This window comes from Sphingomonas sp. (assembly GCF_048595155.1).
Taxonomy (GTDB): domain Bacteria; phylum Pseudomonadota; class Alphaproteobacteria; order Sphingomonadales; family Sphingomonadaceae; genus Sphingomonas_I.
Genome location: NZ_JBMDXN010000012.1, coordinates 75839 through 96720 on the forward strand (window position 1 = coordinate 75839; position 20882 = coordinate 96720).

Sequence of the window (20882 nt, forward strand, 5' to 3'; positions counted from 1 at the left end):
GCCCTTCCTTACGCTGCGGCGACCGGCGACTGCGCGCCGACTTCACCGATGACCTTCCACGTCTTCAACTTGGAGATCGGTGCGCATTCCTCGATGCGGACCGTCTGGCCTTCCTTGAACACGTTGCCCTCATCATGGGCGTGATACTTCTTCGAACGCTTGATGATCTTGCCGTACAGCGGGTGCTTCACCCGCCGCTCGACCGAAACCACCACGGTCTTGTCGGTCTTGTCGGAGACCACCGTTCCCGTCAGCACGCGCTTCGGCATGTGATGCTCCTACTTGCTGGCCGCAGCCGCACGGGCGGTCTGCAGCGTCTTGATCTGGGCGATCGTGCGGCGCACCTGGCGAACGCGGCTCGGCTTTTCGAGCTGGTTCGTGGCGGCCTGAAAGCGCAGGTTGAATTGCTCGCGCTTCAGCTCATTGAGCTGGCTCGAAAGCTGATCGTCGGTCGCGACCTTGAGATCGCCAAGAATCTGGGATGCCTTCGCCATTGTCTTACGCAGCCTCGTGCACGGACTCGCCCAGACGGGCGACGACCTTGGTCTTGATCGGCAGCTTTTCCATCGCGCGCTCGAAAGCGACGCGAGCGATCGGGCCGGGAACACCGTCCAGCTCGAACAGGATGCGGCCGGGCTTTACGCGGGCGACCCAGAATTCGGGCGCGCCCTTGCCGGAACCCATGCGGACTTCGGCCGGCTTCGACGAAACCGGAATGTCCGGGAAAATCCGGATCCACAAACGCCCCTGGCGCTTGATGTGGCGGGTGATCGCGCGGCGAGCCGCTTCGATCTGGCGGGCAGTGATCCGCTCCGGCTCAAGAGCCTTGAGGCCGAACGCGCCGAAATTGAGCGCGGTCCCGCCCTTGGCGTCGCCATGGATACGGCCCTTATGGGCCTTACGGAACTTGGTGCGCTTCGGTTGCAGCATGTCTTATCTAACCTTCTGACACCGTGACGACGGCCGATCAGGCAGACTGATAGGGTTATCCTATCAGCGCGCCGGACGGACCCCCGAGGTCTGAGCTTCCATCATGAGGCGGTCTTGCGCGAGCGGGTCGTGGCCCAGGATCTCACCCTTGAAGATCCAGACCTTGACGCCGCAAACGCCATAGGCGGTGTGCGCCTCGGCCTCGGCATAATCGACGTTCGCGCGCAGCGTATGCAGCGGCACGCGACCTTCGCGGTACCATTCGGTACGGGCGATCTCCGCGCCGCCCAAACGGCCGGCGCACGTGATACGGATGCCCTCGGCACCGAGACGCAGCGCTGACTGAACCGCGCGCTTCATGGCACGACGGAAGGCGATGCGGCGCTCGAGCTGATCGGCGACGCCCTGGGCAACGAGCTTGCTGTCGATTTCCGGCTTACGGATCTCGACGATGTTCAGGCTCACCTCGGACGAGGTCATCTTGCCAAGCGTACGGCGCAGCTTCTCGATATCCGCACCCTTCTTGCCGATGATCACGCCAGGGCGTGCGGCATAGACGGAAATGCGGGCGAGCTTGGCCGGGCGCTCGATCACGACCTTGGAGATCGCAGCCTGCGGGTGCGTCTTGAAGATGTACTGGCGGATCTTGAGATCCTCCAGCAGCAGCTTCGCATAGCTTTCGCCTTCGGCGTACCAGCGGCTGTCCCAGGTGCGGTTGATCTGCAGCCGCATACCAATCGGGTTGGACTTATGACCCATTATGCTTCTTCCTGCTCGCGGACGACCACGCGAAGGCGGCTGAACGGCTTGACGATGCGGGCGCTGCGGCCGCGGGCGCGGGTGGCGAAGCGCTTCATGACGAGGCCCTTGCCGACCGATGCTTCCTTCACAACCAGCGCATCGATGTCGAGATTGTGATTGTTCTCGGCATTCGCAATGGCCGAGGCCAGGCACTTGCGCACATCGACAGCCATCGCCTTCGTCGAGAAAGAGAGGATGTTCAGCGCGTCGCCGACCTTCTTGCCGCGGATCAGACCCGCGACGAGATTGAGCTTGTACGGGCTGCCGCGAACGGAGGTCGCAACGGCAAGGGCTTCCTTGTCGCCGACCTTACGGGGGGATGCTGGCTTAGACATCAGCGCTTGCCCTTCTTATCCGCAGCATGGCCGGGGAAGTAGCGGGTCGGCGCGAACTCGCCGAGCTTCATGCCCACCATGTCTTCGTTAACCGATACCGGCACGAACTTGCGGCCGTTATACACATTGAAGGTCAGGCCGACGAACTGCGGCATGATGGTGGAGCGACGCGACCAGGTCTTGATCGCAGCACGCGCGCCACCGTCCTGCGCGGCTACCGCCTTCTTCAGAAGGCTCAGTTCGACGAACGGGCCCTTCCAGACTGAACGAGCCATTGTTAGCCCTTCCTCTTGGTCGAATGACGCGACCGGATGATCATCTTGTCGGTCGATTTGTTCTTGCGGGTGCGATGACCCTTGGTCGGCTTGCCCCACGGCGTGACCGGATGACGGCCACCCGAGGTCCGGCCTTCACCACCGCCGTGCGGATGGTCGACCGGGTTCTTGGCGACGCCGCGGGTGAGCGGACGATAGCCGAGCCAGCGATTGCGGCCGGCTTTTGCCAGGTTCTGGTTGGCATTGTCCGGGTTGGACACAGCGCCGACCGTGCACATGCAATTGGAGTGTACATAGCGCGGCTCGCCCGAGTTCAGGCGCACCATCACCATGCCCTTATCGCGGCCGACGATCTGCACATAGGTGCCCGCCGCACGGGCGATCTGACCGCCCTTGCCGGGCTTCATCTCGACATTGTGGACGATCGTGCCGACCGGAGCCTGGCCGATTTCCATCGCGTTGCCCGGCTTCACGTCCGTCTTCTTGGCAGCAACAATCGTGTCGCCGACCGCCAGACGCTGCGGCGCGATGATGTAGGCGAGTTCGCCATCTTCATACTTCACCAGCGCGATGAAGGCGGAGCGGTTGGGATCATATTCGATCCGCTCGACCGACGCGGGCGCGTCCCACTTGCGACGCTTGAAGTCGATGAAGCGATACTTCTGCTTGTGACCGCCGCCAATGCCGCGCGCCGTGGCGTGACCCTGGTTGTTGCGACCGCCCGACTTGGTGAGACCGACGGTCAGCGCCTTGACGGGCTTGCCCTTGTAGAGCGACGAACGGTCGATCAGGATCAGGCCACGACGAGCCGGGCTCGTCGGATTGAAATTCTTGAGAGCCATTACTGAATCCCCGCCGTAATATCGATCTGCTGACCGTCGGCCAGCGTCACGATCGCCTTCTTGGCATCCGAACGCTTGTAGGGCTCGCCCTTCCAGCGCTTGGTCTTACCCTTGCTCACGATCGTGTTGACGCCCGTGACCGTGACCGAGAAAAGCGCCTCGACGGCAGCCTTGATCTCGGGCTTGGTCGCGTCGCCCGCCACCTTGAAGACGACCGCATTATGCTCGGAAAGCATGGTCGACTTCTCGGTGATGTGGGGCGCGAGCACCACGTCGTAGTGACGAATATCAATCGTCGAATTGGCCGGCTTCTTAGCCATTGAAACGCGCCTCCAGCTTCTCGATCGCCGCGCGCGTCAGCACCAGCGTGTCTGCTTTAAGGATATCGTAGACGTTGGCGCCCACGGCCGGCAGCAGGTTCACGCCGCGCAGGTTGCCCGACGCATGCGCGAAACTGACGTTGATCGCATCGCCGTCGATCACCAGCGCCTTGGTACCAAAGCCCAGGGTCGCCAGCTGCGTCGCGAGCGTCTTGGTCTTGCCTTCGGCAACATCCAGCGCGTTCAGCACCACCAGATTGCCGTCCTTGGCCTTCGCCGAGAGGGCCATCTTGAGGCCGAGCGCACGAACCTTCTTGTTCAGCGACGGGTTGAAGTCACGAACGCGCGCGCCGTGCGCCTTACCGCCGCCGATGAAGATCGGGGCCGCACGGTCGCCGTGACGGGCGGTACCGCCACCCTTCTGGTTACCCAAACGCTTGCCGGTCCGCGACACATCGGAGCGCTCACGCGTACCGCGAGCGGTGCCGCGACGCTTCTCGAGCTGCCAGGTGACGACCCGGTGAAGGATGTCCGCACGCGGCTCGACGCCAAAGATCGCATCGTTCAGTTCGAGATCGCCATTCGCCGACGATCCGTCGAGGTTCTTGACCTGAACCTTCATGATCAGCCCTCCTGGCCTTCGGCGGCTTCGGGCGTCTCGACGACCGGAGCGGCAGTGTTGCTATTGCTGTTGGCAGCGGACTTCAGGCCGGCCGGCTTCGGCGCGTCCTTATGGCCCGGAAGCTTGACGGCGTCCTTCACCAGAACCCAGCCGCCCTTCGAACCCGGAACCGAGCCCTTGATGTAGAGCAGGCCGCGCTCGACGTCCGTGCGGACGATCTCGAGATTCTGCTGGGTGCGGTTCTTGTCGCCCATGTGACCGGCCATCTTCTTGTTCTTGAAGACCTTGCCCGGATCCTGGCGCTGACCGGTCGAACCGAGCGAGCGATGCGACACCGAAACGCCGTGCGTGGCACGCAGACCACCGAAGCCCCAGCGCTTCATACCGCCCTGGAAGCCCTTACCCTGGGTACGACCCTGGATATCGACCATCTGGCCGGCGACGAAATGCTCGGCCGAAATCTCCGCACCGACGTCGAGGAGATTGTCCTCGGTGACGCGGAATTCAGCGACATATGCCTTGGGCTCCACCTCGGCCTTGCCGAAGTGGCCGCGCTGCGGCTTGGAAACATTCTTGGCCTTGGCCGAACCCGCGCCGAGCTGCACCGCGACATATCCGTCCCGTGCATCTTCCTTGCGGGCAATGACCTGAAGACCATCGAGCTGCAGAACGGTCACGGGCACATGGCGCCCGTCGTCCTGGAACAGCCGGGTCATCCCCATCTTCTTCGCGATCACGCCGGTGCGCATGACCAATTCCTTCCAACCAGAGGCTCGCCACCGAAGCAGCGAGCATGCCAACGAAAAAGGCTTCGGGGATCCCCGAAGCCCAGCCCAATGAAACTGCGTGCCCCCGCCTGGGCCAGTGTCCAACAAGAAGGTGACGTATCACCCGCTTGCTGAAAGCGGGGACGCAGGCAACGCTTCCTCCCGAAGGAGACAGGCGTTCGGTATCCCTTTGCTTTCCTGCTTCAACCGCGCCTCGAAAGGCTCATGCGGGAAGCAAAAGCGCCGGCTGGGGTGAATCACCCCGCCAGCGGTGAAAGCTCCTTACGCTAGCTTGATCTCAACATCAACACCCGCTGCGAGATCGAGCTTCATCAAAGCGTCGACGGTCTGCGGGGTCGGCTGCACAATGTCGAGCAAACGCTTGAACGTGCGAACTTCGAACTGCTCACGCGACTTCTTGTCGATATGCGGCCCACGGTTCACCGTGAACTTCTCGATGCGCGTCGGCAGAGGGATAGGGCCACGGGTCAAAGCGCCGGTGCGGCGCGCGGTGTCGGCGATCTCGCCGGTTGCCTGATCAAGCACGCGATGATCGAACGCCTTCAGGCGAATGCGGATATTGCTGTCCATGGTTCCTACCGATGCGAAAGAGCCTGAGACCTCTTCCTCGTTCCCCAGCGGCGCTGCGGCTTCGCGAGGCAAGCTTGTCGCCTGCCTGTTGAACTGCCCGCCTAAGCCGGCATCACGATTCGAAGTCTCTCATAAATAGCAAACCGCCCGACTCCACCGGGGAGTCGGGCGGCTGCGATGACGTACTTATATTACGCGGTGATCGCGCTGACAACCCCGGCGCCGACCGTACGGCCGCCTTCGCGGATCGAGAAGCGCAGGCCCTGCTCCATCGCGATCGGTGCGATGAGCTTGACGCCGAGCTTCACGTTGTCGCCCGGCATGACCATCTCGGTGCCCTCGGGGAGGACGACTTCGCCGGTCACGTCGGTCGTGCGGAAGTAGAATTGCGGGCGGTAGTTGGCGAAGAACGGCGTGTGACGGCCACCCTCTTCCTTCGACAGCACGTAAACTTCCGACGAGAATTCGGTGTGCGGCTTGATCGAGCCCGGCTTGCAGAGAACCTGACCACGCTCAACGTCGTCACGGCCAACGCCGCGGAGCAGCGCGCCGATATTGTCGCCCGCCTGGCCGCTGTCGAGCAGCTTGCGGAACATTTCGACGCCGGTCACGACGGTCTTCTTGGTGTCGCTGAGGCCGACGATCTCGACTTCCTCACCAACCTTGACCACGCCGGTCTCGACACGGCCGGTCACAACGGTGCCGCGACCCGAAATCGAGAACACGTCTTCGATCGGCATCAGGAACGGCTTGTCGAGCGGACGATCGGGCTGCGGGATATATTCGTCCACGGCAGCCATCAGCTTCAGAACGGCTTCGCGGCCGATCGTGTTGTCGGAGCCGTCGAGCGCCTTCACGGCCGAACCCTGGATGACGGGGATGTCATCGCCCGGGAAGTCGTAGGACGACAGAAGCTCGCGGATCTCGAGCTCGACGAGCTCCAGGATCTCGGCGTCATCGACCAGGTCGACCTGGTTCATGAACACGCCGAGGGCGGGAACGCCGACCTGACGGGCGAGCAGGATGTGCTCGCGGGTCTGCGGCATCGGGCCGTCGGTCGCCGACACGACGAGGATCCCGCCGTCCATCTGCGCGGCGCCCGTGATCATGTTCTTCACATAGTCGGCGTGGCCCGGGCAATCGACGTGCGCATAGTGGCGTGCTTCCGTCTCATACTCGACGTGTGCGGTCGAGATGGTGATGCCGCGCTCACGCTCCTCGGGAGCCTTGTCGATGTTGGCATAGTCGACGAAGGTCGCGCCGCCGGTCTCGGCGAGCACCTTGGTGATGGCGGCCGTGAGCGACGTCTTGCCATGGTCGACGTGGCCGATGGTGCCGATATTGCAGTGCGGCTTCGTCCGCTCAAATTTAGCCTTAGCCATGATTTCCTACCTTGCTTCGATATATTGGGAGAAAGGGGCGCGCCCCGCTCGCGGAGCGCGCCAATAGCAGCTTTTTTGGCTTATGCCAGCTTTGCGACGACCTCTTCCGCCACGTTCGCCGGAACCTCGTCATAGTGGCTGAACTGCATCGTGTACTGCGCACGCCCCTGCGTGAAGGAGCGCAGCTGGTTCACGTAGCCGAACATGTTCGCCAGCGGGACCATCGCCTCGACCACCTGAGCATTGCCCCGGCTGTCGGTGCCCTGGATCTGGCCGCGGCGGCTGTTCAAGTCGCCGATGACGTCGCCCAGATAATCTTCCGGCGTCACGACCTCGACCTTCATGATCGGCTCGAGGATCTTGATGCCAGACTTTTGCGCCGCTTCGCGCATTGCGCCCCGCGCCGTGATTTCGAACGCCAGCGCCGACGAGTCGACGTCATGGTAGGCGCCGTCCGTCAGGGTCGCGGTGAAGTCGATGATCGGGAAGCCGATCTTCGAACCCGTTGCCGCAATCTCGCGAATACCCTTCTCGACCGACGGGATATATTCGCGCGGGATGTTGCCGCCCTTGACCTCGTCGATGAAGATCACGCCCTGGCCGCGCTCGCCCGGCTCGACCGTGATCTTGACGCGACCGAACTGACCCGAACCACCCGACTGCTTCTTGTGGGTGTAGTCGACATCGACCTTGCGGCTGAGCGATTCGCGATACGCCACCTGCGGCGCACCGATATTCGCCTCGACCTTGAACTCGCGCTTCATGCGGTCGACCAAGATCTCCAGGTGGAGTTCGCCCATGCCCTTGATGATGGTCTGGCCGCTCTCATTGTCCGAAGACACGCGGAACGACGGATCCTCACGCGCCAGGCGATTGAGCGCGACGCCCATCTTCTCCTGGTCGGCCTTGGTCTTCGGCTCCACCGACAGCTCGATCACGGGCTCGGGGAATTCCATCCGCTCCAGGATGATCGGGGCGTTCTGCGCGCAGAGCGTATCACCGGTCGTGGTATCCTTGAGGCCCGCCAGCGCGACGATGTCGCCCGCATAGGCTTCCTGAATATCCTCACGGCTGTTCGCATGCATCAGCAGCATGCGACCGATCTTTTCCTTCTTGTCCTTGACCGAGTTCAGCACGGTCGTGGCAGCGTCCATCTTGCCCGAATAGATGCGGGCGAAGGTGAGCGTACCCACGAACGGGTCGTTCATGATCTTGAACGCAAGCGCGGACATCGGCGCGTCGTCGGCCGCCGGACGCGTATCGGGCGTCTCGCCGTCGAGCTTCAGGCCCTCCACCGGCGGAATGTCGAGCGGGCTCGGCAGTTAGTCGATGACCGCGTCGAGCAGCGGCTGCACGCCCTTGTTCTTGAACGCGGAGCCGCACAGCACCGGCACGAACGAGAAGTTCAGCGTGCCCTTGCGGATCAGCTTCTTCAGCGTCGCGGTGTCGGGCTCATTGCCCTCAAGATAGGCTTCCATGACGGCGTCGTCCTGCTCGACCGCCATTTCGATCAGTTCGGAGCGCGCAGTAGCAGCCGCATCGGCCAGATCCGCCGGGATCTCCTGATATTCGAACTTCGCGCCGAGCGACTCTTCGAGCCAGATGATCGCGCGATTCTCGACCAGGTCGACCAGACCCTTGAAGCCGCTCTCGATGCCGATCGGGAGATACAGCACCGCCGGACGCGCACCGAGGCGATCCTTGATCATGTCGACGCAGCGCTCGAAGCTCGCACCGGTGCGGTCGAGCTTGTTGACGAAGCACATGCGCGGCACGTGATACTTTTCAGCCTGACGCCACACCGTCTCGGACTGCGGCTCCACGCCGGCAACGCCGTCGAAGCAGGCGACCGCGCCGTCAAGCACGCGCAGCGAACGCTCGACTTCGATCGTGAAGTCGACGTGGCCGGGCGTGTCGATGATGTTGATGCGGTGATCGTTCCAGAAGCACGTCGTCGCAGCGGACGTGATCGTGATGCCACGCTCCTGCTCCTGCTCCATCCAGTCCATGGTGGCGGTGCCCTCATGGACTTCGCCGATCTTGTAGGACTTACCGGTATAATACAGGATGCGCTCGGTCGTGGTCGTCTTGCCGGCATCGATGTGCGCCATGATGCCAATATTGCGATACTTCTCGAGCGGATGGCTGCGGGCCATGATATTCACTCCTGGGCCGCGTCAGGCGGCGATCAAAACTGTAGGTTCAGCTCTCAAATCCGTTCGGGCTGAGCGCGTCGAAGCCCTGCCCTTTCGTTCCCCGGGTGGAGAAGCACAGCCCTTCGACAAGCTCAGGGCGAACGGTGATTTGGAGACGAGGGCCGAAACCCTCATCTCCATATAGGTATAGAATTTACCAGCGGTAGTGCGAGAAGGCGCGGTTCGCTTCCGCCATGCGGTGCGTGTCTTCGCGCTTCTTGACCGCGTTGCCGCGGTTGTTGGCGGCGTCCATGAGCTCGCCCGACAGGCGTGCCGACATGGTGTGCTCCGAACGACCACGTGCCGCAGCGATCAGCCAGCGGATGGCGAGAGCCTGGCTACGCTCCGGACGAACCTCAACCGGAACCTGGTAGGTCGCACCACCGACGCGGCGGCTGCGCACTTCGATACCCGGGCGGATATTGTTGAGCGCATCGTGGAACACGCCGAGCGGCTCACGCTTGGCACGAGTCTCGACCGTCTCGAGCGCGCCATAGACGATGCTCTCCGCGGTGGACTTTTTGCCGTCGAGCATGACGGAATTCATGAACTTGGACAGCACGACATCCCCGAACTTAGGATCGGGCAGGATTTCGCGCTTTTCTGGACGACGACGACGAGCCATCTTTTCTTCTTCCTCTAAACTTCAGCCGGGTGATCGGACGAATGTGCCGATCGGCTTACTTCGGACGCTTGGCGCCGTACTTGGAGCGGGATTGCTTGCGATTCTTGACGCCCTGCGTGTCGAGCACGCCGCGCAGCACGTGGTACCGCACACCGGGAAGGTCGCGCACACGGCCGCCACGGATCAGGACCACCGAGTGCTCCTGCAGGTTGTGGCCCTCGCCGGGAATGTAGCTGATCACTTCGCGCGCATTGGTCAGGCGGACCTTGGCCACCTTGCGCAGCGCCGAGTTCGGCTTCTTCGGGGTCGTGGTATAAACGCGGGTGCAAACGCCACGCTTCTGCGGGTTCTTGTCCATCGCAGGCACCTTGGACTTGGCGATCTGCGGTTCACGACCCTTACGGATCAACTGGTTAATCGTCGGCATGAAGCCCTTCACCTTTCACAGGGTTACTTTACCGTGCCAGCACCTCATGCTGCTGCTCGAAGACAGCGGAATGCGATAACGGCCCTAGGGTGATCTTCGCCCCAGGGCATGCCAAGCATCGGCAATGTTCAGTGCACCCGCATGAGCCAGATGGCCCGCGAGCGAGCGGCCCTATAGCCCTAGAGTCGAATAGCGTCAACGGCTCGTCGCTGTATGTATCCGCCCCTGCGCCTGCTGTAATTCCAACACCCACCGGCAATGTTCATGCGCCAGCCACGATAACGCAGCAAAGGCGCGCTGCGATGACCTACTCCGAGTCTCGCAGGAGCGATGAAACCGATCGCCGGCCACCACTGAGCGCCCCGCATGGCGGCGCAGCCGCTTCGGCACGGGACGGGAAGTGGGTGGGCTGGCTCGCCGCGCTGACCGCCTTAACCGCGCTCTGCATCTTCGCGCAAATGATCGGTCCGCTCCTTCAGATCGGCCATCCGATATCGGTCAACAACAATGAAGGGTGGAATGCCTATTGGACGGAGCGGGCACTTGCGGGGCAGCCGCTCTACACCGGCCCGGCCTCGCCGCTGAGTGACAATTACCCACCCCTCTCCTTCTACATCGTAGGCCTTTTCAATCGCGCGCTGGGCGATCTGGTGCTGACCGGGCGGCTGCTCAGCCTAGTCGCGCTGATCGGCACCGGCTGGCTGGTTGGGCTGATCGCAGCGCGCGCGGGTCGCCCGTCAGTATGGGCCTGGTTCGGAGGCGCCATCTTCCTACTGGTGGCGGTATCGATGGCCCCGCGTTATATCGCGGCCGACGACCCCCAATGGATGGCCGAGGCGCTTCAGCTGATAGCGCTCGCTCTGCTGATCACGCGTTGCGGCGGCGGCTTCACGCCGGCACGGCTGATCGGCGCTGCCTTCGTCCTGCTTGTCGCCGGGCTGATCAAGCATAATCAGGTTGCTTTGCCCCTGGCGATCACCGGCGCGCTCGCGATCCATGACCGGCGCGCCCTTGCCGTCTGGATCGGCGCCGGGGTGCTCGTGCTCGGATGCGCCTTGGCCGGGCTGCATATCCTCTACGGCCCGCTGTTCTTCGATCAGGTGCTGCATCATGTGCGCACATTGCATGTGGAGAGCCTGAAATATGGGCTGTTCGATCTCAGCTATCTGCTGCCGGGCATCGTCATTGCCGCCGTCTATCTGCCGCGTCTGCCAGGATGGAAGCAGGACAGTCGGCTGACCCTATTGGCGCTGTTCGCGATCCTGGCCCTCGGCTTCGGCATGTTCGAGCGGCTGGGGGCGGGCGTTTCCCACAATGCCCATTTCGACGCGATCATCGCCATTTCGATCTTGATCGGCGTGCTTCTTTCGGCAGCACCGCCGGCGACCTTGCCGATCGCCGCGCGGCTGAGCGTGATGGCGCTGGTCATCGCCCCCGCAGCGATCAAGGATCTGGTGGGCATCCCGCACCGGATCGAGACTGTGCGCACGCTGGCGGCGCGCGACCAAGCCTGGCGCGACACGATCCGTTTCCTGGGAACCCGCCCGGGGCCGGTCGCATGCGAGATGCCCGCTTTATGCTATTGGGCCGGCAAACCTTACACGCTCGACTTCTTCAATTATGGGCAGAAGATGCGTCGTATCGGCGACCCATGGAAGTTGCGGGCTCGCATCGCCGCCCGCCAGTTCGACGCGCTGGTCGTAGCCCGCGACGACGATTACGGCACCGACAACGGGCGTTTGCCGCCCGATGTCTACAAGCTGATCGAGGCCAATTACCGGATCGAGCGAACCTTGCCCGACAATCTCTACATCCTGGTGCCGATCAGGCCGGCCGCGCCTTCGGCTTGATATAGACGCTGTCGATCTGCGGCCATGCCTGGCGCAGCGCAGCCTCCGTTTCCGCAATCAGGCGCTCGACCGCGCCCACCGGAACGTCATCCTCGAAGTCGATGCTCGCCGAGACATAGACGCGGCGGGGCGCGATATGGATGGTGATGATTTCCTGCACCGCGGTCACCTCGGGTCGCGCTGCGAAGGCAGCCCGGATGGCCGCGATCAGACGCGGGTCCGCCCGCTCGCCGATCAGAAGCCCCTTCGATTCGCGCGCCAGCATAAAGGCGACGATTGCCAGAGCGACGCCGATCACAATCGAGGCCGCACCATCCCAGGCTGGTTCGCCAGTCCAATGCGCCAGGAATACGCCGATCGCCGCGATGACGAGACCGAACAGAGCGGCCGAATCCTCGAACAGCACGATGAACGTTGCCGGATCCTTTGAGCGCCGGATCGCCTGCCACCAGCCCAGCTCGCCCTGCGTGCGTCGGAACTCGCGCAGCGCGGTCAGCCACGATGCGCCTTCGAGCAAAAAGGAAATGGCCAATACTATATAGGCGACGGTCGCATCCTGGACCGGCGCGGGCTCCAGCACGTGATGAACGCCTTCGTAGATCGACAGGCCGGCGCCCGTCGCGAAGATCAGGATCGCGACGACGAAGCTCCAGAAATACAATTCCCGCCCATAGCCCAGCGGATGGATCTCGTCGGGCGGCCGGCGCGAGGCCCGTTCGCCGTAGAGCAGCAGCAACTGATTGCTCGAATCCACGACCGAGTGAAAACCTTCGGTCAGCATCGCCGAGGATCCGGTCAGCGCAGCGGCCACGAACTTGGCAACGGCGATGCCCAGATTGGCACCCAGCGCAGCGAACAGGACAAGCTTGTTATTGCTTTCCGCCATCAGCGCGCCGGGCTCCACACGACCTGTCCGCCTTTGATCACCCAGGCGGGATGTTCCAGCAGGCGCACGTCCTTGGTCGGATCGCCTGCCACGGCAACGATGTCGCCGAAATGGCCGGGCGTCAGCTGACCGACGTCATTGGCGCGATCAAGTGCGATCGCCGCATCGGAGGTCGCAGCGCGGATCGCCTCCATCGGTGTCATGCCCCATTCGACCATCTTGGCGAATTGCTTGGCGTTGTCGCCATGGGGGTAAACGCCCGCGTCGGTGCCGAACAGCATCTTTACGCCGGCAGCATGGGCGGCGCGGAACGTCTGGCGCTGCTTCAGGCCGATCATCTTCTCCTTGGCCAGGCTCTCGGCGAACACGCCGTTCTTGGCGCCCTCCGCCAAGATGTAATCGTCGTCATAGACGTCCATGTCGAACCATGCCCCATGCGCCTTGGCCAGTTTGAACGATTCCGCATCGGCCAGGCTGGCATGCTCGATCGTGTCCACGCCGGCCCGCAACGCATCATTGATGCCATCCGTGCCATGCGCGTGCACGGCCACGCGCAGGCCGAGCATATGCGCCTCGTCCACGATTGCCTTGATCTCGTCATAGGAAAGCTGCTGCGCACCGACCGAGTCGGTCTTCGACAGCACGCCACCGGTCATGCAGACCTTGATCACCTCGGCGCCATATTTGCGCAGCGTCCGTACGAGCCCCCTGAATTCGCCCGGGCTGTTGGCGATACCCGGCGCGGGCACTTTCACGGACGGCGGATATTCGGTGGCGTCGCAATGGCCGCCGGTCACGCCGATCGCATAGGTGGCAGGCACGATCCGCGGCCCGGCGATATAGCCATGCTCGATCGCCTGCTTCAGCGCGACATCGTCATAATTGCTCGATCCCACCATGCGTACGGTGGTGAAGCCTGCCTCCAGCGTCCTCTTGGCGTTGGGAACGCCAATCACCGTCCAGAAATTGTCGGTATATTCCAGCCCCTGATAGCCGGACAAAGTCGGATCGCTGGTCAGGTGGACGTGCATGTCGATCAGCCCGGGCAAGATCGTGACGTCACCCAGATCCACCCGCGTCGCATCGGCGGGAATATTCGGTCGCGCCGCGGGTCCGGAGGCAAGTGCCTGTACGCGGCCATCGTCCCCGATCACCACCACCGCATCGTCGATCATCACACCTTTGACGGGATCGATCATGTGGGCGGCGGTCACCACCGTCGCTGCGTGCCCCGCGCTCGCCAGCAGCCCGAGCACGATCGCCCCTGAAACAGATATCCGCATAAAGTCCCCCGTTAACGCCGCTCCCGTGTAGCGCCGACCAGCGGACTGCCAATGTGTCGAATGACACCGTATTGTCGATTATCGATATGTTGTTTACTGATAATCAATAAGGAGAGTGCAAGATGTTGCGCGTGTCTCGCTGGCTGTTGCTGATACTCAACACCGGCAACTGGCTCTTCCTGGTCGGCGCCCTAGTGGCCATGGTCATACTTCTGTGCGATGTAGGCGGCTTGGCCGCGCATGTGACGCGCACCGCCGCCGCGGGCGCACGGCCCGCGCTACTTAACGCGGTAGAGGTACTGATCGCCGTCGGGATATTGGTTGTCTTTCCCGTCTATCGCCTTTTTCGGCGCTTGCTGGCGATCCTCGCCACCGTCGAGGCAGGCAATCCATTTCAGCGCGCCAACGCACGTCAGCTACGCGACAATCTGGAAGCGACGATCTGATGCCGGTCGAAATCCGGCTCGACGAGCTGCTGCATCAACGCCGGATGACGCTGACCGAATTGGCGGATCGTGTCGACATCACCCTTGCCAACCTCTCCATCCTGAAAACAGGCAAGGCACGTGCGATCCGCTTCTCGACGCTGGAGGCGATCTGCCGCGCGCTCGACTGTCAGCCGGGCGATCTGATCACCTTTACCGATGAGGAACGGCACGATGTTTAAGGCGATCTTGCGGACCTATCGCAGCGCGGGCGCTTTCGCGATGGCCTGTCCGCTGCTGTTCTTCGTACCCGTCCTGCCCGAGCTCGCCCAGCATATCGCCGAATATAGAATGGGCCTGTTCTCGAGCTTCGCCCATTTTCAGGCCGACGCCACCACTGACACACGCATGGTATTCGGTACGATCAAGGTCCTGGTGCTGCTGCTGCCGCGTTACTGGGTGGCGCGCTTCGCATGGTGGGGCGACGGTGCGCGCGCCGGAAGATGGGAGTCTGCTGCGGTACGCGCTTACGTCGCCGTTTTTCTGTACAGCGCCGTGGTCAATCTGGGGGCATTGTGGATCCCTCAGCTGATCTCCGGTCGCGCGGGAACGATATCCGGGTTGGCATCGCTCCCCCTCCTGCTCGTGCTCGACATCCTGCTGGCGCAGTGGATCGCGCGCGCGCCGCTGGGGGATGGCAGCGCAAGCATCGGATCATCGCTCCGCCTGATCGCGCCAGACTTCCTATGGGCTTTGGGCTTCAGCCTGCTCGCGACCCTGCCGGTCATGGCCGGCCATTATGCGCTCAACTTCCTCGCGCTCGGCAAGCCACCGGCCATGACCGGGCTGGTCCTGGCCGCCGATTCCATCTTTGTCGGCTATCTCGTGGCGATATTGTGCATCATCCCGGTGACAATCACCCGCCACGCGGAGGCGCGTCGAGAGAGACGGCGTGCCCGCCAACGGATTGACTGACGGCCTATGAGGATGCCGTCGCGGGGGGCATGACCGGTATGTAGACCGGGCTTGCGGCGCCCAGCCGCGCGGCCGTGCCGATCGCGATGACGCCCAGCACCACGGCACCGGAGATGAGCGCACGCCGCCGATACAGCGCCCGCGCGTCGATCAGCAGGATCAGGGCCAGCGCCGCCGCCACCATCGACCAGAGATGGTAGCGCAGATCGCTGGCGATGCTGACCACCGCGAAACTGCCGCTCATGCACAGAGCCGATATGGCGAGCGCCCGGCCGAGCCGCGCCTGTGGTTCGGTGCGCCCGGTGGAGGCCCAGGTCAGCCCGGCCGCGACCGCAAGCCAGACGATCGGCCAGCCCAGCGGCGTCGCGAGCATCAACGTCGCCGCCGAAATCAACATCCTCGCCCCAGCGGTCGGTGGGGCGCCCAGTCCATCCTTGTTCGGCTCGCTGTCGATCGGCGGAATGGCATCCGGCTCTGTTCCGCGCACCCAGAAGCGCAGATTGGAATTGAGATGGCTCAAACGATGGCGGGCATAAGCCACCGGGTGACGCAGCACCTGACCCGCCCAGTCCCGCATCAGATGCGGCTCGGCACCTTCGGCGAACACCGCGGCCGTGCCGATGCTGCCGCATTGCCGGTCTTCCCCATAGGGATTCCAGTAATAAGGCGTGTAACAGCCCTTCTGCTCCGATTCCGCCCACAAGGCGGGCGGGATGGCAGCGATGCTCGGCAGCCGCGCATAATGGGTGATGCCGACCATGTCATAGAGCGGCAGGACCCGTTCGACGCCGCTCGGCGCCGCGAGCAGAAGACGATGATTGATGAAGGGGCTGACCGCAATCACCGCCAGCATCAGAACGATGCCGGTCGTGACCTGAACCCATAAACGGTCGCGTCGCGGCCACCCCACCAGCGCCATCGCGAACGGGACAGTAGCGAACACGGCATTGCCGCGTACGAGCGTCGCATAGATCAGCAGGATCGCGATGGCCGCCACGGCCCAGCCCGGCATGTTGCGCCGGTCGAATCGCCAGTAAGCGGCAAGCCCGGTCGCCGCCGCGAGGCAGCAGGCCATCTGGGCATCCTTGAGTACAACGGTTGTCCACCCCAGCCATAAGGGTGCGATGCCGACCAGCAGCACCAGCGCCGCCGCGCCATGCCGCCGTTGCTGACCAAGCGCCACGGATATCAGGCCAAGGCCGGACCACCACAGTAGCATCTGCACGATAAAGAAGGGGGCCGTGCCGCCATGGATATGGTTCAGCAGCGCCCAGGCATGCGCCATGATCGGCGGATGCCAATCATCATAATTGCCGCTGACCGCCTGCTGATATTGGGTGACGCTGTCATACATGGCGACGCCGGGAAACCGCATCGCCAGTGACGCAACAAACAGGAGGGCTGCCGCCAACATCCACGGCACCGGCGATCGGGAACGTCCGATCACCGATCCTGCCGAAGATCTAACATAGGTCATGCCGCCTCTTAGGGGAGGAGCACGGCAGACAGGAAGCGGCTTCCCCTTAGCCTGTCCGCGCTTCGCCGTGCGGCATGCCCGCCCGGGCTTACGCTCCCCCTGCACAGCCACTAAGGCAACATGCCGATGGTCTGCAGCCAGCGTTCCGCCAGCACCGGCCAATCCGTCGCCGGTTTGGCGGCGTCATGGCGCAGGCCGAAGGCATGGCCGCCCTTCGCGTAGAGGTGCAGCTCGGTCGGCACGCCCGCTTTTTGGAGCGCGATATAATAGACGAGCGCATTGTTCACGCTATCGACCGGGTCATCCTCATTCTGGACGATGAATTGCGGCGGCGTCGTGCCGCTGACCGGCACGTCAGGATTGAGCTGAAACCGGTCTTCATCGATCCACAGATGGCCGGGATAGAGGGCGATGCCGAAATCCGGGCGCACGCTGGTTTGATCGACCACGTCCACGGGCGCGTAGATGCGCGACAGGGTGCTGGTCGCCGCTACCAGATGGCCGCCCGCCGAGAAGCCGAGCACGCCGATCTTGTGCGGATCGATCCCCCACGCGCGGGCATGAAAGCGCGTGATCGCGATCGCCCTTTGTGCATCCTCCAGCGCGACCGGATTAAGCGGGTAGGGGCCCGATCGCGGCGATTGATGGCTACCGGGTACCCGATATTTCACCAGGATGCAGGCGATGCCCTTGGCGGTCAGCCAGTCGCAAACATCGCTGCCTTCCAGATCCATCGCAAGAATCCAGAAGCCGCCGCCCGGATAGACCAGCACGGCGGCACCCGTATTCCGTCCGCGTGGCCGATAAAACGTCAAGGTTGGGTGGGATACGCGATCGATTGCGATCACCGTCTTGCCGCCGATCTTTGCGTTAGGATCACTTCGCATGGTCTCCGGCCCATCGACCGGCAGCATATGCGGCGGAGCGCCTGGCCAGAGTGCCATTTGCTGCGTGCCCGGTGCCGGCTGCCAGGTTGCCGCGGTGCACGGCGCCGCGCAGATGAACGCCAGGGCAAGGAGCATGCGCCTCACTTGATCTTCCCTGCTTTTTCGTCGGCGATCCGCTTGTTGAACAGCGCTTCTGATTGGGCCGCATAATCGCGGCAGGCCTTGGCATCCAGATAGGGGTTCGGCTTGACGCCGGCCTGCAACTTGGCGGCTTTGATGTCGCCATCCGACTGGCCTGGATGCGCCGTGATCAGGATATCGCATGGCAGCGCCTTCATCTTGGCGAAACTCTGCCGAAAGCCGTCCAACAGGGCGCGATGGGCGGGATCGGTGAAGCGGTAATGATCGGCGGAGATCGGATTGAGACTGGCCGAAAAGACGATGGTCTTGCACTGGCCTTCCTCGCAGGATCGCCACGTCCAGCTGGTGCTGCCCGACGTGTGGCCCGGTGTCGCCACTGCGGTGACGGCAACATCGCCCAGGCGAATCACGGCGCCGTCCGCCACACCGCGCACTGTCCCAACACCATGATAATGCGCGCGATATCCCGCCTGCGGGTCATCCGAGCCTGGCCATCCGCTCTGCAGCGCCGGCACTGCCGCCTTGCCCGCTACCACGATGGCGCCCGAATCCCGCGCAAGGGCGCCAATGCCGCTGGCATGATCGAAATGCGGTTCGGTGCTGAGGATGTATTTCACATCGCGGATCGCAAATCCCAGCGCCCGAAGATTGGCCTCAATCCTATGCACGCCCTGCGGCACGGATCCGTCGATCAGTATCAATCCCTCTGATGTCTTGATCAGCCCCACGTTGAGCCCGCCAAAGCCAACCAGATAGCTGTTGCCGTAAATGTGGAGCGGCGGCTGCGGGGTCAGCCATTCGCGCGCAGCCTTCGGCGCGACCGGACGCAACAAGGGATCAAGCTGCGGTCGGGCCGCTGTCGCCAGCGTCGGCAGCAAGAACGCGGCGATGCCGGTAAGAAGCGTCTTCGAATATTTCATTGCATGCCTCCCTGATAACACCGGGATCATGCGACCTGCTTATACAAGCTGACAAAGCATCATATCTCGACAGAGCCATGAGGTTATTTCATGACAAGCCATGGATCGGGCCCAACTTCCCTTGAACGCGTTGCGGGCGTTCGAAGCAGCAGCGCGGCATCTCAATTTCACCCGTGCCGCGATCGAGCTTCATGTCAGCCAGGGCGCGGTCAGCCATCAGGTTGCCGCGCTTGAGCAGCGGCTGGGCACACCCCTCTTTCGCCGCCTCCCGCGTGGACTCGCCTTAACCGCAGAAGGCCAGGCACTGGTGCCCACGGTGGCCGAAGCGTTCGACCGGATCGGGGCGACGCTGGATCTCTATGCGGATGGCAAGTTGCGCGAGGTGCTGAACGTGGGTGTTGTCGGCACCTTTGCGGCAGGCTGGCTGCTGCCCCGGCTCGACGCGTTTAACCGCAGCCATCCCGGCATCGACTTGCGCCTGATGACGAACAACAACCGGGTGGATCTGGCCGGCGAAGGCCTCGATTTCGCGATCCGGTTCGGCAACGGCGCCTGGCACGGCATGCATGCGGAGTCGATCCTGGACGCCCCTCTGGCGCCCTTATGCAATGCAGCGACAGCCGAGCGGCTGATCGAGCCATCCGCCCTGGCGCGCGAGACGCTTCTGCGTTCCTATCGCGCAGACGAATGGCCGCTCTGGTTCGAACGCGCGGGCGCACCCTGCCCGTCTTTGCGAGGACCGGTATTCGATACATCGCTCGCCATGGCGGCCGCCGCGCAGTCCGGCCTGGGCGTCGCACTGGCCCCGCCTGCCATGTTCGCGGACGCGCTGAATGCCGGGCGGCTTGTCCAGCCCTTCGCAATCGAGATCTTAACTGGCGGCTACTGGTTGACGCGACTCATGTCCCGCAAGGACAGCGCGGCCATGGCGGCTTTCCGGGAATGGCTGAAGCAGGCTGCCTGCCCCTCGCCATCCCCGTAACCCGCCGCCTAGATCAGATGTGGATCACCCGGCCATATGCGGCGAGCACGCTCTCGTGCATCGCTTCCGACAGCGTCGGGTGCGGGAAGATCGTTTCCATCAGGTCCGCTTCCGTCGTCTCCAGCTGCTTGGCGACAGTATAGCCCTCGATCAGCTCGGTCACTTCCGGTCCGGCCATATGCGCGCCCAGCAACTCGCCGGTCTTCGCGTCGAACACCGTCTTCACGAAGCCTTCCGCCTCACCCAACGCGATCGCCTTGCCGTTGCCGATGAAGGGGAATTTACCCACCTTCACCTCAAAGCCCAGCTCCTTGGCCTTGGCCTCGGTATAGCCGACGCTCGCCACCTGCGGCCGCGAATAGGTGCAACCGGGTATCTTCAGCACGTCCATCGCGTGCGGGTGTTTGCCCGCCATATGTTCGACCGCGATGATGCCTTCATGGCTGGCCTTGTGCGCCAGCCAGGGTGCGCCGGTGATGTCGCCGATCGCGTAGATGCCTTCCACGTTGGTGCGGCACATTTCATCGATCACGACGTGACCGCGCGCGGTCTCGATACCAAGGGTTTCCAGCCCGATATTCTCGGTGTTCGGGACGATGCCGACGGCGACGATGACGTGGCTGAACTCCTGCGCCTCGGTCTTGCCGTCCGGCCGCTTGATCGTCGCGGTGACGGAGCGGCCCGGCTTCACGTCGATCTTCTCGACACCATGCTTCGGCAGGATCTTCATGCCCTGCTTTTCGAACTGCTTCTGGACGAAGGCGGATACCTCGTGATCCTCAACCGGCAGGATCCGGTCGAGCATCTCGACGATCGTCACCTTGGCGCCCATGTCCGAATAGAAGCTCGCGAATTCGCAGCCGATCGCGCCCGAACCGATGACCAGCAACTCCTTCGGCATCTCCGACGGGGTCATGGCGTGACGGTAGGTCCAGATGCGGTCG

The 20882-nt window shown here is 63.2% G+C and carries 25 protein-coding genes and 1 pseudogene; 5 read left to right on the forward strand and 21 right to left on the reverse strand.

Annotated elements, in window-relative coordinates; translation table 11 throughout:
• Positions 1-8 precede the first annotated feature (8 nt).
• The 15 genes and pseudogenes from rpsQ to rpsL form a co-directional block, all read right to left on the reverse strand.
• Entirely contained in the window at positions 9-269 is a 261-nt protein-coding gene (gene rpsQ / locus ACOJSI_RS02725) for a 30S ribosomal protein S17 (protein ID WP_420136722.1), read from the reverse strand.
• Between the two features lie 9 nt (positions 270-278).
• Complete coding sequence (rpmC, locus tag ACOJSI_RS02730) at positions 279-494, reverse strand: 50S ribosomal protein L29 (protein WP_420136723.1); 216 nt, start codon at positions 492-494, stop codon at positions 279-281.
• A gap of 4 nt (positions 495-498) precedes the next feature.
• On the reverse strand, positions 499-930 hold the full coding sequence (gene rplP, locus ACOJSI_RS02735) for a 50S ribosomal protein L16 (RefSeq protein ID WP_420136724.1): 432 nt from the start codon (positions 928-930) through the stop codon (positions 499-501).
• A 63-nt stretch (positions 931-993) separates the two neighbouring features.
• Entirely contained in the window at positions 994-1689 is a 696-nt protein-coding gene (gene rpsC, locus ACOJSI_RS02740; protein WP_420136725.1) for a 30S ribosomal protein S3, read from the reverse strand.
• The gene (rplV, locus tag ACOJSI_RS02745; protein ID WP_420136726.1) at positions 1689-2066 is read right to left on the reverse strand and encodes a 50S ribosomal protein L22; all 378 of its coding nucleotides are present in this window, start codon (positions 2064-2066) and stop codon (positions 1689-1691) included. Before rplV ends, rpsC begins: the two co-directional genes overlap by 1 nt.
• Positions 2066-2341, reverse strand: a complete 276-nt coding sequence (gene rpsS, locus ACOJSI_RS02750; protein ID WP_420136727.1) for a 30S ribosomal protein S19 — start codon at positions 2339-2341, stop codon at positions 2066-2068. Before rpsS ends, rplV begins: the two co-directional genes overlap by 1 nt.
• A gap of 2 nt (positions 2342-2343) precedes the next feature.
• Complete coding sequence (gene rplB, locus ACOJSI_RS02755) at positions 2344-3183, reverse strand: 50S ribosomal protein L2 (protein WP_420136728.1); 840 nt, start codon at positions 3181-3183, stop codon at positions 2344-2346.
• Complete coding sequence (locus ACOJSI_RS02760) at positions 3183-3503, reverse strand: 50S ribosomal protein L23 (protein ID WP_420136729.1); 321 nt, start codon at positions 3501-3503, stop codon at positions 3183-3185. Before ACOJSI_RS02760 ends, rplB begins: the two co-directional genes overlap by 1 nt.
• On the reverse strand, positions 3496-4125 hold the full coding sequence (gene rplD / locus ACOJSI_RS02765) for a 50S ribosomal protein L4 (RefSeq protein ID WP_420136730.1): 630 nt from the start codon (positions 4123-4125) through the stop codon (positions 3496-3498). The genes ACOJSI_RS02760 and rplD overlap by 8 nt, the downstream gene beginning before the upstream one ends.
• 2 nt (positions 4126-4127) lie before the next feature.
• Complete coding sequence (rplC, locus tag ACOJSI_RS02770; protein ID WP_420136731.1) at positions 4128-4874, reverse strand: 50S ribosomal protein L3; 747 nt, start codon at positions 4872-4874, stop codon at positions 4128-4130.
• Positions 4875-5174: 300 nt separating this feature from the next.
• The gene (rpsJ, locus tag ACOJSI_RS02775; RefSeq protein WP_116091432.1) at positions 5175-5483 is read right to left on the reverse strand and encodes a 30S ribosomal protein S10; all 309 of its coding nucleotides are present in this window, start codon (positions 5481-5483) and stop codon (positions 5175-5177) included.
• Positions 5484-5674: 191 nt separating this feature from the next.
• Positions 5675-6865, reverse strand: a complete 1191-nt coding sequence (gene tuf, locus ACOJSI_RS02780) for an elongation factor Tu (RefSeq protein ID WP_420136732.1) — start codon at positions 6863-6865, stop codon at positions 5675-5677.
• A gap of 80 nt (positions 6866-6945) precedes the next feature.
• A pseudogene (fusA, locus tag ACOJSI_RS02785) lies at positions 6946-9021 on the reverse strand (elongation factor G).
• A gap of 193 nt (positions 9022-9214) precedes the next feature.
• On the reverse strand, positions 9215-9685 hold the full coding sequence (gene rpsG / locus ACOJSI_RS02790) for a 30S ribosomal protein S7 (RefSeq protein WP_420136733.1): 471 nt from the start codon (positions 9683-9685) through the stop codon (positions 9215-9217).
• Between the two features lie 55 nt (positions 9686-9740).
• Positions 9741-10112 carry a 30S ribosomal protein S12 gene (rpsL, locus tag ACOJSI_RS02795; RefSeq protein WP_420136734.1) on the reverse strand — a complete coding sequence of 124 codons (372 nt, stop codon included), beginning with the start codon at positions 10110-10112 and terminating at the stop codon, positions 9741-9743.
• A 302-nt stretch (positions 10113-10414) separates the two neighbouring features.
• Here rpsL and ACOJSI_RS02800 point away from each other — a divergent pair, with 302 nt between their 5' ends.
• Positions 10415-11962, forward strand: coding sequence for a hypothetical protein (locus tag ACOJSI_RS02800; RefSeq protein ID WP_420136735.1), 1548 nt, complete (start codon positions 10415-10417; stop codon positions 11960-11962).
• Here ACOJSI_RS02800 and ACOJSI_RS02805 read toward each other — a convergent pair.
• Complete coding sequence (locus tag ACOJSI_RS02805) at positions 11937-12848, reverse strand: cation diffusion facilitator family transporter (protein WP_420136736.1); 912 nt, start codon at positions 12846-12848, stop codon at positions 11937-11939. The genes ACOJSI_RS02800 and ACOJSI_RS02805 overlap by 26 nt on opposite strands.
• On the reverse strand, positions 12848-14131 hold the full coding sequence (locus tag ACOJSI_RS02810; protein WP_420136737.1) for an amidohydrolase family protein: 1284 nt from the start codon (positions 14129-14131) through the stop codon (positions 12848-12850). The genes ACOJSI_RS02805 and ACOJSI_RS02810 overlap by 1 nt, the downstream gene beginning before the upstream one ends.
• Before the next feature lie 122 nt (positions 14132-14253).
• On the opposite strand from ACOJSI_RS02810, the gene ACOJSI_RS02815 reads away from it, so the two are divergent.
• From ACOJSI_RS02815 to ACOJSI_RS02825, 3 genes are read left to right on the forward strand one after another with little or no spacing between them, the layout of a single operon-like run.
• Entirely contained in the window at positions 14254-14577 is a 324-nt protein-coding gene (locus ACOJSI_RS02815) for a hypothetical protein (RefSeq protein ID WP_420136738.1), read from the forward strand.
• Positions 14577-14798: a helix-turn-helix domain-containing protein gene (locus tag ACOJSI_RS02820; RefSeq protein ID WP_420136739.1), complete on the forward strand. Its 222-nt coding sequence runs from the start codon at positions 14577-14579 to the stop codon at positions 14796-14798. Before ACOJSI_RS02815 ends, ACOJSI_RS02820 begins: the two co-directional genes overlap by 1 nt.
• Positions 14791-15531: a hypothetical protein gene (locus tag ACOJSI_RS02825; protein WP_420136740.1), complete on the forward strand. Its 741-nt coding sequence runs from the start codon at positions 14791-14793 to the stop codon at positions 15529-15531. The genes ACOJSI_RS02820 and ACOJSI_RS02825 overlap by 8 nt, the downstream gene beginning before the upstream one ends.
• 4 nt (positions 15532-15535) lie before the next feature.
• Here ACOJSI_RS02825 and ACOJSI_RS02830 read toward each other — a convergent pair whose 3' ends face one another.
• The 3 genes from ACOJSI_RS02830 to bla all read right to left on the reverse strand — a co-directional run bounded on the left by ACOJSI_RS02830 (position 15536) and on the right by bla (position 18956).
• Complete coding sequence (locus ACOJSI_RS02830; protein WP_420136741.1) at positions 15536-17008, reverse strand: hypothetical protein; 1473 nt, start codon at positions 17006-17008, stop codon at positions 15536-15538.
• A gap of 110 nt (positions 17009-17118) precedes the next feature.
• On the reverse strand, positions 17119-18030 hold the full coding sequence (locus tag ACOJSI_RS02835) for an alpha/beta hydrolase (RefSeq protein ID WP_420136746.1): 912 nt from the start codon (positions 18028-18030) through the stop codon (positions 17119-17121).
• A gap of 5 nt (positions 18031-18035) precedes the next feature.
• Entirely contained in the window at positions 18036-18956 is a 921-nt protein-coding gene (gene bla / locus ACOJSI_RS02840) for a subclass B3 metallo-beta-lactamase (RefSeq protein ID WP_420136742.1), read from the reverse strand.
• 100 nt (positions 18957-19056) lie between these two features.
• Here bla and ACOJSI_RS02845 point away from each other — a divergent pair, with 100 nt between their 5' ends.
• Entirely contained in the window at positions 19057-19938 is an 882-nt protein-coding gene (locus tag ACOJSI_RS02845; protein ID WP_420136743.1) for a LysR family transcriptional regulator, read from the forward strand.
• A gap of 13 nt (positions 19939-19951) precedes the next feature.
• On the opposite strand, the gene ACOJSI_RS02850 is transcribed toward ACOJSI_RS02845, so the two are convergent.
• The coding region (locus tag ACOJSI_RS02850; RefSeq protein WP_420136744.1) for an FAD-dependent oxidoreductase at positions 19952-20882 on the reverse strand (931 nt) is incomplete at its 5' end.